We start from the raw sequence: 14362 nt of genomic DNA, 5'->3' as shown, positions 1-14362 counted from the left end.
GGAGTTCAAATAATGGCAGCCGTGCTACCTCAGTCCGAAGTCTTCTCGGTGTTACTCCCGGTTCCCCAGTTCAAGGAATCCCATGATTGCGAGGTGGACTTGACGACGGTGGGAGATGCGGGTGCCACGGTGGTCGCGCCACCCTATAGGGCGATGTCAGTGGGTGACACCGTGACGTTTACCCTGAAAAGATTCTTCGATGACGGTGTCCCCTGGGAGGATTTCACGCGTCGGAAAGTTCTGGTCGATGGCGACATAGGGCAGCCCCTGCAATGGACGGTGCCGCTCAGTGAGCTGCAAATCATCGATGGCGGTTCTGCGTTGATGAGCTACAGCGTCGTTTATGCCACCCCGACGGTGCCAACGCTCTCCGATGAGCAGGCGCTGCGTTTCGTTGCGCCGCAAACCCCGTTGTTGCCTGCGCCCAGGGTCAAGGGTTTTACCGGCGACATGCTTGATCCCGAGGCATATCCCAATGGCATCAAGCTGGTCATTGAAATCTACCCCGGTATCCAGGTGGAGGATGAGGTGGTGCTGTATGCCTCGGGCGATCCGCAGGTGATCAAGACATTGCGCGTCGATCCGTCAACGGTTGATAGCCAGGTACTTGAAGTCGATGTTGATTACGAGTGGTTGTCGGCCAATCACGGCAAGGCGATAGAGCTGATGTACCAGTATGCCCGGGTGGGCAGTGCGGGTACTTCGATGCCATTGTCACTGACGTTGCGCCAGCCCCTGAATCTGCCACACCCCCTTATCGAGGGCGTGATCCGGGACGGTGAGGATGATGAGTACCGAGGCTATTTGTTTGCCAGGAATATCACGGGGGGGGTCTACGTCAAGGTTCCGGATGAGGCAGTGATTGGTTTGGACGACGAGGTTCAGATGCACTGGGAAGGCTATGGCGATACCGGCCGTCATATCGCTGATCCTACGGCCGGTAATGCGAGGCGTTTCTACATCCCTCCAGGCTTTGTGCCGGCGAACATGGGCAAGCGCCTGGACGTGTTTTATAAAGTGACCCCGCCTGGGGAGCAGCCGTATAGGTCGGGGGGGTTCGATCTGGAAATCAAGGACGTGGACCGCGGCTGGCCGACCCTTCAAATCAGTTCCCCGCCTTCGCCGAGTAATAGAATTTCCTTGGCTACGGTAACCGAGGCTGGGGTGACCTTTCGCTTGGAATCATGGACCTACATGGAACGCGGCCAGCGGGTGAAAATATACGCCAACGGCCTCGTGATAGGCGGAGGCGAGGAAAGGTTCGACTTGCGCGGGGGCGATGCCGAGACGGTCACCGACTCAGAATACTTCGCCGGGGAGTTATTTGCGAGCCTGCCCCGTTCCTTTCTTCAAAGGCTGCAACTTAATAACCAGTTCGATGTGTTCGTCGAAACCAGTTTCGATGACGGCTTTTCCTATAAGAGCTTTCCCATGATATCCCCGCAGTTGGTGGAGTAGCGCGCAGCGGGAAACGATTCAATTTGATGAGGACGAGATCATGTCAAGTAATTCACTCGAGACGTTACTGGCTTGGATGAAAGAGACTTCACGGATGCTAGGTTGGGGGATGATTGTTGCCCTGGAGCGACGTAAATCGAATTTATTGATGAGCCAGGAGTACATACGTCGGTTCGATGCCGGAAGTTATCTGCCTCCGATCAGGGGGGAAGTGACGATTGTCGAAAATCAATGGGTGCAAGTCATTCATGATTTTGTGATGGATGTCCCGTTACTGTCCTTCGAGAATGCCGATCTCAATGATTCCAAAGCTATGTTGAGTATGTCTGTCGTAGGCGGAAGTCAGCTTACACTAAAAAAGGAAAGCGCTGGATGGACGGCGGTCATGGTGGATGAGATAGATTCGCTGCAAGGTCCGAAGTTATATTTGGATTTGCTGCTGAATCAAGTGCCGGGTAATGTCGATGTCGATGGGCGAATCATATTGGATTTGAGCCGAAGCGATAATTTCAGATTGACCTTTGCCCAGTCACCAACCGAACAACGGTTGGGAGGGGATTTTTTCAAGGATTTGTTCAATGGGCTTGCTCCGGATAAGCGTATTTGGCCGTTGGGCAGGATCGAGCGCGGAACGAATGACTTGATGCATCCGCAATCATTTGGTTTACGCACCCAGGCGAGCGGAGCGGCTGCCCGGGATCCACAATCGTCCGAACACGGTAACGGCGCTATCCTGGCCTTCGTACGTATGGAAGGTAGCAACGAAGGGGATTATCCGGGCGCTAATTCCGGTTTCAGGTATTTGATTCCCGATGATGCCGGTAAAGACTACTCGGCTACCGTACTGTTCGATAGCCGACGGATGTTGATGTCGCTGCTGGCTGAAAGTATCGGGGAAATGATCGGAAATCGTAATTTTGAATATACATACAGTGATCGCGAGCTGGTTTCTGCAATTGCACTAGGAGGGCGGATTGTTATTCCTCAACTTTATTATTATGAGACGCTTGCTGATCCGGAGTATCCTGGCGGGATTGAATGTGGTATGGGGCATCATGGTCTAGAAATCTTGGCTGCCAACGTTCTGATTATTGAAAAAAGCGAAGATGGCGTTGTTTTGCGGTGGGAGTACTCTGGAGAGAGTACTATGGCGGGGTATGTTCGTACTAACCCGCCTCAGAATGTTACTTATTCTATGGGTTATGAAGTTTCCATGATGGCGACTTATAAGGTTGTTGTTGAGTTCGGTGATTTTGTTTTGAAGCGAATGAGTTGCGATGTTGTCGCCGATATTTCTCTGCCCGATCTGCTTGCTGTTCCGCTAGAGGCTAAGGGGTTACCTGTTGATTACTGGGCTTATCTGGCTCGAAAGTTGCGTGAGTTGGTTGATGCTCGGGATTTAAAGGCATTGATCGAATCGACACTGGAAGAAACTGTTCCGGTTAATTTATCGCTCACTGCCTTGGTAGAGAATACTGTTCGATTAAATTTTGGTCAGGCAATTCAACATCTCGATATTGCTCTTCCTTACGATATTGGTTTGTTCGGCCGAGTCAATCCCACCCAGACTTCTTTCGTGATCAGCCCGATGCGGCCGCTGATGTCGCAAGGCGAAACCCAACAGTTCAGCACCGAGCCGGTTATCCATGGGGTGCAGTGGACTGTGGAAAACCTGCCTGAAGACTCTGGCAGTCCAGGAACTATCAGTGCCGGCGGGTTGTACCAGGCTCCAGCGGCCGCCTCGATCGAGGGGCGTTTCAAGCGGGTGCGGGTCACGGCAACGGACCCGAGTTCGGACTACCACAGTTCGGCCTTGGTAACGGTGTTGCTTGACGAACTGTCAGTTCATCCTTTGATCCAGATTTGCGACGTCGGAACCCGTGTCGAGCTGGCGGCCGGTGCGTTGAAGGAAGGCGAATTGATCTGGTCGATCAAGAACCCTGTCGCGAACGAAAGTGGTGAGGTACGGCCCAGCGACGAATCTGAGGGTGATCACACCTATCACCACGGGCCGGTGGTGCCGAATAAAACTTATGTACTCGATGAGATAGAAGTCAAAAACAACCGGACGAATAAAACCCGATCTGTCCATGTTCTGGCGCTGCAGAAAGGCCCTGGCGCGCCGGTTGGGATTCTCCACAGCGATATTGGGCTGGGGCAGGTTCAACTGGAGACCCGCGTCAATGGTAATCCTATGGCCGCTGAGTGGAGCCTTCCTTTGGGGGGGCCAGGTTCGATCGATTCAACGGGCCTGTACCGTGTGGCCCCGACGGCCACCGAACGATTCGTGCTGATTTTCGCCCTGGTGGATGGTGGTGGATTTGGCAAGTTCGAAGGCCATCTGATCTTGCCATTGCCCCTGGTTGAGTTCCCGCAGTTGCTCGAGGCGTTGAGTCAATGAATATCGCTCATCAAGCACTCGACACTACCGTTGTTATTTTGTGCCTATCCCTTTGGAGCCAATGTCATGGCCGGTAATTCGTTGGAAAGTTTATTGGCATGGATGAACGGCAACTCCCAAATGCGCGGTTGGGACCTCATTGTCGCCCTGGAGGGCGGCAAACTTAACCAGGGGTTGCAGCAAGACCATATCACTCGATTAAGCCAGGGCACGGACCTGGGCGTTTTTACAGGCTCCGTGGACATCCCCGAGACCAATATTACCCATTACTTGACGGGGTTCCGATTGGCTGCGCCGGCACTGTCCTTTGAACACGCCAGCCTTCAGAGTACTCGGGCATTCTTGAGCCTGTCGGTGGCGCAGGGGCTCCATATGATGGTGGAGACCGCCCAGGGTCAAAAGAAAGTCACCCGCCTCACCGCCCTCGATCCCCTGAATGAATCGCAAGTGACGCTGGACTTGATCATGACGGCAGATGCCCAAGGTGTGAGGTTGGATCTGGCCAACAGTGAGGAGGTCTTGCTGAAGTTGTTCGGTACCCCGAAGGAGCAACGCGAAGCCGGGGCGCTTTTGAAGAGCTGGTTCCAGGGGCTGGACGCAAACCGGCGGGTCTATGCCCTGGGTACCTTCCCCAGCGAGGGGAATCCATTCATGTTCGCCAGCAACGTCGATGTGCGGACCCAGGCTCGTGATGTGCAGGCGTTGACACCCGGGACCGAAGACGGTGCCGTGCTGTTGTTCACGCGTATGGTCGATGGTCGCCCAGGTACATTTCCTGGCGATGATTCCGGCTTCCGGTACCTGATTCCCGATGATGACGCGCAGCAAACCTATTCGGGTACGGCGCTGTTTTCACAAGGGTTGATTCATCGCGCTGCGTTCGGCCATGCACTCGTGCAGTTACTTGAAGATGCCGAATTCGAGCGTACCGTCGACCAGGACGGTGCGTTGGCAAAAATGGTGGCCACGCGCGGCGCCCTGCAGGCGGCGGCGGGCAGTTATCAGAGCCTTGATTATGAGTTCGAGTCCGAGACCTTCAATCTTTCGGCTACGGGCGGGGCCTCGCCGCTGACGGTCGAGTTAGCTCAGAATGAGGTGCTTCAACGTTGGCAAGGCACATTCTCCCTGTCGTTCAGATACCGGCCTTTGAGTGGAACCACCTGGAGTTCCCATACGGCTACCTTCAACATCGACTTGCAGCATGAGTTCCGTTTGCTGGCGGATGAGTCCGGCGTTTCGGCCATGGAAGGTGAGTTCTTCGTGCCGTATACCGATACGCAAGAGGTGAGCCACGTGTCCGGGCTTCCCGGGACGATTGAGCCCGCGGATCTGGAGCAGATCAAGGATTTCGTCGCCAATACGGTGAAAAGGGCACTGCTTGAGCGGTACGCCACCACCCTGACGACTACCGCGTCGGAAACCTTCCTGGCGGGCATGGAAATAGCGGGCAGCAGCATCGCGCAACCGAGCCATGCCTCCTTGCCCTTCGACTTGGCGATGTTTGGTCAGATCAATACGTCCGGCGCGTCATTTGCCATTGTCGAGCAGCAGCCCAGGGTCGCGGCCGGCAGACCGCTGCAACTGAGCACGGAACCTGAACATGGCGACCTGCGCTGGTCGGTGGAAAATCTTTCGGGCAGCGGCAGCAACCCGGGCGCTATCGACGAGCGAACAGGCTTGTACCAAGCGCCACCGGCCCATGCGATCAATGGCTCGTTCAACCGGGTGCTGGTCATTGCCAGTGACCCGCTTACTGGCGAGCGGAGCGTGACATTGCTCACGGTCCTGACGAACCCGATTACCGTCAATCCGCAAATCCAGGTGTGTTATCACGGCCAGTGGGTAGAGCTGTCGGCAGGTCACCTGGACGGGAGCGTACTGAGCTGGGCCATCAAGAATCCCGTTGCGGGTGAAAGCGGCGAAATAGTTCCCAGCGACAAACCAGAGGGTGATCACACTTACATCGCCGGCCCACAGGTGGCCGAAAAAACCTATGTGCTCGATGAAATAGAGGTGAGCCAGGGCGCTCAAATCCAGTCTGCCTATGTTCTGGTACTTCAGAGCGAGCCCGGGGCCACGATTAAGCCGGTAGACAATCCGGACTTGCCAGAAGGGCAGATTCAATTGCAGGTCTTTGTCAATGATCAACACCAAAGCGGTCAATGGTCGCTGCCACTCGGTGGGCCGGGATCGATCGATGCGGCGACGGGACTGTATAGCGATGACTTTGCGGCCAAAGAGCGATTTGTTCTGATTACGGTGGCGGTGGACGGCGGTGATTTCGGTACGTTCGAGGGCTATATAATTTTGCCGCTACCCCTTTCGAGTTTTCCTTCCGTGCTTGACGCTTTGGCTAACTAACACGGTTTATTGCTTTGCTTCTTAAATGAATCAGAGGGCAATATCATGTCTGTCAATTCGTTAGAAAGTTTGCTGGCGCGTATGCGGCAGGGTTCTGTCACCCAAGGGTGGGGTGCTATTTCAATCTTCAGCCGCGGTCGCTTGAATCGTTTGTTGGAACAGCAATATATTGAGCGATTCAATGGGTACGGCTTCCTGCCGGCTTTTAGTGGGCAAGTTTTTTTAGACGATCTTCAAAGTCGTTCCATTGAGTTGGAAGGTATTATGTTGGGTCAGCCGCGGTTATCGTTCAATACTGCGTCGCTGACCAATTCGACAGCCGTAGTGACGATGAATATCTTGAGTGGTCATTATGCCGCATCGCGTCATCCCGCCGGCGCGGTAAAGGCCTTATCGTCGACATTCAATATTAGTGAAGCGCAGGGCTTTACACTGGAAATGGACATTGACCTGTCCATGGTGGTCGGTGAAATCGACAAGCAGGGCAAGGTGAAGCTGAACTTGTCTGAGGGGGTTAACTTTCGCTGCAACCTGGCCGGTGATGACGAGGCAACGAATACGCGGCTGTCTGATTTCTTGAAAGAAAGTTTCGAGGATTTGCCGGCGCATCGGAGTGTCTTTCAGCTGGGAATGCTTGAGCTCAAAGGCTACAGCTATTTGACCCCCACTTCATTTCGGATTCTCACCCAGGCGGCCCCCGGAGCGAAGGTCAGGGGCGCGTTGAATTTTGGTGAAGGGGGGGTGGTGATTTTCATACGGCTTGCGGGCAATGCGACCGATGGGCGCTTCCCGCCGGACAGCAGCTTCCCGTATTTGCTTCCCGATGATCAGGAGCCCGATGGCAGTGATCGATATTCGGCTGCCTTGATCCTTTCTGAAGCGATGATTCCTTACATCGAGAATGGCCGGCTGGATGTACTCAATAATTTGGTGTTTCCCGGCGACAATGTATTTGAAGAGGTCGAGCGACACATACCTACCGATCTGGGGGTGTTCGGTAACATCAATGCGAAACGGACCCGTATTTCGCTGGAGCCCACGTTCCAGACCATCCAGGCTGGCGGCACGCAGCGCTTTACGTTACGTAATTGGAATGGAGCGGTAATCCAGGCCAGCGAGTGGGAAGCTGTCAGCTTGCAGAGTCATACCGCCCCGGGACACGGCACGATTACCGACGGGCTGTACACCGCTGCCGCCAGGAACCTTATCGGACATGACTCGCTACATGTGGTGGTGACCGCCAAATATGTCGCTGGCGGTATCACCTACACCGCATCGGCCTTGCTGTTAGTGGTGTATGACAGTGTGACGGTGGCGCCGCGAACATCGGTTTATCCCACCAGGGCGCAATCACAACCCATCGTGTTGAAGGCGACAACGATGAACGCCACGAATGTGACCTGGGCCCCGCTCATGCCCGAATATGGAACCCTGACTCATCAGGGTAACCAGGCAACGTTTACACCGGACGCCCGATCGAGAACCAAAGGCCTGGTCGTTCAACAGATTGAAGTCACAGGTGCCGAGACACGGCGGTTATCCCTGGTGCTGCTGAATGCGCAACAACAGCTTCGTATCGATCCGGCCTATGTTCCCGCGGTCAGGAAGTCTGTGGACTTGCAACTGAGGGATGATGCCACGCTGCTGCCCGGCCTTCCCAGGCGTTGGAAAGTGATCAGCGGTGACGGTACTGTCAGTTCCACTGGGCATTTCACCGCATCGGCACAGGGCCCGGCCTCCAGCAGTGTCGTGCAATGCGAAATCGTCAGCAACGGAGTGGTTTTGTCCAGTGGCTACAGTGTCGTTGAACTTTCCGAACTGGAGCCGGAGCCTACCTGGGAAACGCTTTCACAATTCACTATAAAGGTGCCCGGCGGGCTCGAAGGGGGAAAACTTGGCTCGTTGTATGCCAATGGCTATCAACAGCTCAAGACGGAGATCGTGGTTGAGACGACCCCTGTCGATAATAGGGAGTACCCGTTGAGCGTAAGCGAGAAGGCCAGTATGAGGCTGGTGGACGATGGGGTGGGCGATGAGATAGAACCTGTCGATGAACCCCATGAGGGGATGCCAGTATCGGATCGCGAGAAGTGGCGCAGCCGTTTGGTTGAGAATCGTTTTGATCTGGCCGAACCCCGAGTTGCAACGCAAGATAACTCGCCCAGTGCAGCCATCAGTAGGATCGATATCTATCTCCATACGCGGGACACAGCGAACGCCGTAAAAACTTTTCATGCGAAGTTTCAGAAGGACAGACCTACTAGATGGATTAAGTCGACCGATTATACCGATCCCAACAGTAAGATCGAAATTACACCGCGTGCAATCCCGCAGTTTCAACCGAGTGACTACGAATTCGAGCGAGTCAGGGTCGACGGAGGGTCAGGTGGCCCGGGTGATCCGGAAGATGATGACTTCGACTTTCATTTGCGCACTGTCGATTACTGGAAGTTGCGATACGTGGGGAATCTGGTTTTGTCAGGGACTGCTTTCGAGGCACTGGAGTTCGTGTCCGTTGACGCAAACGATGTGCATATGTCGATCTCGACGTCGACCATTCGTTGGGAGAGCGAGCAACTGGCCGAAACCATGTTCAGTTGGACAGGGTATATCTTCAAGGATCCGCTGAAAGGGGAGCCGCTCGATAAGGTGAAGTTCGATGACGCGCTCAAGGATGTCGTCAAGGACGAGTCGCTTGATATTGATGTCAACAGCTCGGTATTTGAAGATGGCCTGTTGGTCATCAGCTTGCATCGTTCTGATCGCATCCCTTATATCCGTCAAGGAAATCAATCTCGAGACAAACTGTCCCGAGACTTGGCGGTGATGTTGTTCGACAAGCGTGGAAACCCACACATCCGACGGATTTCTTTCCTTCCGCCCAGTACTGTGGGTGACCGCAATAGATTGGTGCATTCGCTGTTCACGCCTGCGCAATAAATAGTAGGCAGATAAATGAATATTGAGACTCGGGCGATGGGCGGGTAATGGCTGGTCACTGAATGTTAATGGCGATGCCCTATCGAGACTTTATAAATTTCAAGTGCGTGAGGACTACTAAATGACCATCTCGAATTCAGTCCATTCCAATGCCTTCAACTTTATGAGTTTTATAGAGGGCGGCGTTGACCCCCGCACCGGGCAATATACGTTTGCAATCAGTTTGCCCGACGTGAAAACCAATCACCTGCAAGGTCCCGGTGTTCCGCTGAACCTGGCGTACAACCCACTCAACAGGCAAGACAGTGGCTACGGCTATGGCTGGAACCTGCAGTTGTCCCAGTACACGCCTGGCAACCAGATCCTGTCCCTGAGCACCGGTGAAACCTTCAAGGTCACCGGCAGCGATAGTGTCAGCGGGCAGTTGGTGATGAAGGAAAAAAAACTCGACAGTTTTCATTTCCATCAGGACGAGGATCACTACCGGGTCGTGCACAAGTCCGGCCTGGTCGAGATACTCGAAGTCATGGGCAGCACCCAGAACCGGGTGGCCCTGCCTGTGGAGATTCGTTCACCCACGGGGCACAAGGTCACGCTCGGTTATACGTTGTTCGGTGGCGCTAATTACATACTGGCCTGGGTCAAGGACGATTCGGACCAGACCCTGCTGACGATCGAGCGCCAGAGCACCTCCGTCGAAGTGTTGCTGCAGCCGTTCGCCGGCCCTGATGGGACCCCGTTGGCGCGCTTCTTTATGACCCTGGGGGGCTCTGACAAATATGTCACGCGCATCACCCTGCCGACCGAGAACGAGGCGTCCTGGCGTTTTGGCTACAACCTGATTCGCGATCACCTCTGCATTACTTGGGTGGAGACACCTGCTGGCGGGCGCGAGGAAATGTTCTATCAAGACGCCGGCCATCAGTTCCCGGAAGGCAGCGGTCGCGCGCCGCTGCCTCGTGTCACCCGACACCTCACCGTCCCAGGCTTTGGCCAGCCGGAGATCGACGTACGCTACACATATAAGCTCTTTGACAGCGACACCGAAACGAATTTTCTGGGTTACGGACTTCGTCTGTCGTGGGATGACGATGGCCTCGACAATCTCTATAAGTACATTGGTACCTACGAGTATGGAAGTATTGAAACCCTCGGGGTCCTCGATGACTCGGAACCGCAAGAGCGTGCGGTACGAATAATCGAGCGAAAATTCAACCAGTTCCATCTCCTGACTCACGAAACCACCACTCAGAACAATAACGTCAAGACGGTCGAGACCACATACTCCCTGACCCCGAACGTCGAGTTCGACAGGCAACCCAACGACTGCCAATTGCCCAGGAACGTCAGAACCAGTTGGTCGTTACTCAATAATCCGAGCCGCAGGCGCAGCGAAACTGTCAGCAACACGTATGACACACACGGCAACCTGCGGGTCCGAACCCTTGCCAATGGCGTTATCGAAACCAACGTCTGGTATCCCGCCTCAGGGGGCGATGGCTGTCCAGCCGATCCCGAAGGCTTTGTGCGCAACCTGAAAGAGCAAACCGTCGCCCCGGCCCCGTCCCCCAACGGCCAGGCCCCAATGCTATGCACCCGTTATCGCTACAAGGGCTTGCCGGAACTGGGGGACAGCCTGCCGGAGGAGTGCCCGCCGCAAGACTTGCTTCTGAAACAATGGCTCACGGTTGAAAACCAGACCCTGGTGCAGCTTGGCACCACCGAAATCGAACTGGAACGCACGCTGTTCGAGCATGTCGACGACCGCACCGATGCGTTCCTGCATGGCCGCGTCTCGCGCCAGACAGTGACCTTGAATGGCAAGTCGACCGTCACCGACTATGCGTATAGCACGCTCGACAGCCCGGTGTTCAAGGAAAGCGTGCTGCAGACGGTTGAAACCCTGACCGGTTTCGACCACGAACAAGGTGGAAGAAACGTACAAAAAATCGTCACGTTGTGGCATTCGATGCTCAATGGCGAACCACTGCTCAACCGCGATGACAACAACGTAGAAATCCATTACGAATATGACGCGCTACGGCGAGTGACCCGTGAAACTGTGGCGCCCGGTACTGCTTTTATGGCACACCGCAGCTATGAGTACTTTCTTTGTGCCAATGCCGGGGACCAGGCCGAACAATGGATGTCTGACGTCAAGCAGGTCAAAACGTGTACGAAGTTCGACGGGCTCAACCGGGCGATCTACGAAGAGCGGGATGACGCCGATAACCCCAGCCGCGCCAGCACGCCTCGCCAGATCTATGCTGCGGGCTACGACGTGTTTGGTAATTTGATCAAGGAAGCCGAGCACGATTGGCTGGGTGAAGATGTACGGATTCTGACAACAGAATACGAATACGACGACTGGGGCGCGCAATATTGTGTCACCGGCCCGGACGATGTGAAGACGTTCGAGCAGACTGACCCGATCGGTACGTCCGAGTCGCAAGGGCCGATTCAGCGCAGTTGGCGCGAAGGCTTATTACCTACCCCGAAAATCAGTGGTGTCACCGAAACCTGGCTCAATTTGTTCGAAAAGCCGACCCGTATCGAACGGTTCGATTTGGTCGAGCAGCCTGTCAGTTTGCAACGGAATTTTTATGACGGGCTTGGGCGGGCCGTGAAAGAGATAGTCGGATTCTCAGTGCTGGAGCGCGAGACGCTTTATAGCTACGACGCTTTCGACCGGCTCACCGAAAACACGCTGCCGGACACCGCCGTGGTTCGGCGCAGCTACGCCGAGCACAGCCGCGAAGACCTGCCTATTTCGATCAGCGTCAATGGTATTGAGCTTGGGACCCAACTGTTCGACGGTCTTGATCGCATGATCAGCTCGACTACGGGCGGTCGCGAGCAGGTGTTCACCTACGAGCCCGGGCAAACACAACCTCATACGGTGACCACCCCCAGCGGCAAAGTCATCGAGTACGAATATCAGCCGGAGCTGGGCACCGAACCGCTACGGCGGAGCCTGACGGGGAATATCTCGGCCGATTACGAGTACGACCGGAAGAACGCACGCCTGACCAGTTGCCAGGAACAAGGCTTGCAGCTCACCCGCGAGTACTACAGTACCGGCGAGCCGAAAAGCGAGCGGCGAATCGTGGAAGGCAATGAATACACCATGCATTACCGTTACAGCCGGCTCGGTCGCTTGTGTGCCTACACGGATGTCTTGGAGCAGGAGCAGAGTTATGAATATGACGCTCAAGGACGTCTGGAGCAAACGCAACTGGGCACGACTGTCTCGACGTTTACCTACGATTCGCTGGGCCAGACGGCAAGTATCCACACCCGCGATAGCTTCAGTGGGCAAAGCGTAGGCATTACGTTGCAGTATGATGAGTTTGGTCGCGAAACCTTGCGTACCTTCGACCTCGACGGGGTCGAACAGCAACTGAGTCAGGTCTACAACGATGTCGATGGTCTGAAACAGCGGACTTTGCGTCAGGGGGCCGTCGTGCTGCGTGACGAATCCTATGTCTATGACTTGCGCGGGCGTCTGACAGACTACACGTGTACTGGCACCCAGCCGCCCATTGATCCGTATAACAAGTCCATTACCCGTCAGGTGTTTTCGTTTGACGAACTGGACAATATCAAACTGGCGCTGACCTACTTTACCGGTGGCATCAACAGGGCGATTTATACTTACGACACCACTTCCGATCCGACGCAACTGCTTCGCGTCGCTAATAATCATGCGGATTACCCTGACATCGAGTTGGCATACAACCTAGACGGTCATCTTATCCGCGACGAAGAAAACCGGACGCTCGAATACGACCCCCTCGGCCGGTTGATTTCCGTCAGTGGTCTGTCGGGCGAGCCCCCCGCTGGCTATAGCTACGACCCGTTGGACACGTTGACCGGCCTGGACGATGGGAGCGGGAAAGAGCAGCGCTTTTACCAGGACGGTGAATTGACGAGCCAGGTCAAAGGCGCCAACAGCAGCAGTTTCCTACGCGCAGATGGCGTCGTGCTCGCCGAGCACCAGGCGGGTGCTGACCCAAAGTCGTTATTGTTGGCCGGTGATGACAAGAACAGCGTGCTGTGGGAAATCAATCGCAATGCAACGCAGGAGGTTGTTTATGCACCGTATGGCCATCGCGCGGATGAAGCGTCGGTCAGCAGCCACCTGGGTTACAACGGTGAGCGGCGGGAAACCCAAACGGGTTGGTACCTGCTGGGGAAGGGCTATCGGGCGTTCAATCCGGTGTTGATGAGGTTTCAGAGCCCGGATAGTTGGAGCCCGTTTGGGGCGGGAGGGGTGAATGCTTATGCGTATTGTCAGGGGGATCCGGGTAAGGTTGATCCGAGCGGGCATTTTGGAATAGGTGCATTTATTTTCGGAGTGATAGCGATCGGGACCGGTATTGGAGCCGCTGTCACAGAGGGCAAGACGCAGATAGCGTTGTCGGTGGTTAGTGCGATTGCGGGCGTCGCTGCAATTGGAAATCTATTTCCAAAAGCCCGGGCGCCCAGTCGATTTGCCAACCGAGCTCGTCCTCCTCGAGCCCGAAATGTCTACGCCAGAACAGCAGCGGACAATGGAAACACCAGTCTCTCCAGAGGGGAAAGGGGCGCGCGCGCACCTGCTAACGCTCCTCGAAGGGGTGGGGAACGGGGTGTGCCGAGAGTATCATCGAGCCGGGTTGACACTCCGCCGCCTTACGACGCCGTCCCGCCATCTGAGTTGCCCCCAAGATACAATGATCCCTCGATACCGAAGCAGCCACCAGCGCATGTGTTTGAAGACGCCAAGGCGATTCAGGCGCAACGAATCAGACAGATGGTTAGTTAATCAAGCCCTGTTCACGCGCTATCTTGCCCGCGAGATGCCGCGAACTGACGCCGAATTTTCGGCGGATGTTATTGAAGTGATAATTGACGTTGGCTTCGCTGCAATCGACGATCATGGAGATCTCCCAGGACGATTTGCCGGCCTCGCTCCACTGCAGGAATTCCTTTTCCCGTTTGGTGAGTCGAATCGCTTGGGGCTGGTTGCTCTCCGTGGAGTGGTGATGGTCCTGGTATGGCGACGAACGTCCAGAAATCGCGGTGCTGTGGTACATGACTGAAACTCCCATTCATCATCAATGATGGCGTGGGGGCGGCGGAATCTTCCTACTTCTTGATGGCATGGTTCACACGACCCGTCTTCAAGCCCTGAGGCAGGGCTGGAGGCACGGGGTCGTT

The 14362-nt window shown here is 55.2% G+C and carries 6 protein-coding genes; 5 read left to right on the top strand and 1 reads right to left on the bottom strand.

Features of this window, described 5'->3' with window-relative positions; translation table 11 throughout:
* Positions 1-12: 12 nt before the first annotated feature.
* From QMK47_RS21750 to QMK47_RS21730, 5 genes are all read left to right on the top strand, one after another.
* Complete coding sequence (locus tag QMK47_RS21750; RefSeq protein WP_320389315.1) at positions 13-1458, top strand: hypothetical protein; 1446 nt, start codon at positions 13-15, stop codon at positions 1456-1458.
* Positions 1459-1498: 40 nt separating this feature from the next.
* Positions 1499-3859 (top strand): hypothetical protein, encoded by a 2361-nt coding sequence (locus tag QMK47_RS21745; protein WP_258689117.1) that lies wholly within the window; start codon positions 1499-1501, stop codon positions 3857-3859.
* Positions 3860-3925: 66 nt separating this feature from the next.
* Entirely contained in the window at positions 3926-6220 is a 2295-nt protein-coding gene (locus QMK47_RS21740) for a hypothetical protein (protein WP_320389314.1), read from the top strand.
* A 45-nt stretch (positions 6221-6265) separates the two neighbouring features.
* Entirely contained in the window at positions 6266-9160 is a 2895-nt protein-coding gene (locus QMK47_RS21735) for a hypothetical protein (RefSeq protein WP_258689114.1), read from the top strand.
* Between the two features lie 121 nt (positions 9161-9281).
* Complete coding sequence (locus QMK47_RS21730; RefSeq protein ID WP_320389313.1) at positions 9282-13967, top strand: RHS repeat-associated core domain-containing protein; 4686 nt, start codon at positions 9282-9284, stop codon at positions 13965-13967.
* Here the strand turns inward: QMK47_RS21730 and QMK47_RS21725 are convergent.
* Positions 13960-14238, bottom strand: a complete 279-nt coding sequence (locus tag QMK47_RS21725) for a LuxR family transcriptional regulator (RefSeq protein WP_320389312.1) — start codon at positions 14236-14238, stop codon at positions 13960-13962. The genes QMK47_RS21730 and QMK47_RS21725 overlap by 8 nt on opposite strands.
* Positions 14239-14362: the final 124 nt, after the last annotated feature.

The organism is Pseudomonas sp. P9_35 (assembly GCF_034008205.1).
Lineage (GTDB): Bacteria > Pseudomonadota > Gammaproteobacteria > Pseudomonadales > Pseudomonadaceae > Aquipseudomonas > Aquipseudomonas kilonensis.
The sequence above is the reverse complement of the archived record's forward strand: the minus strand, read 5'-3'. Positions and strand labels throughout refer to the sequence as shown.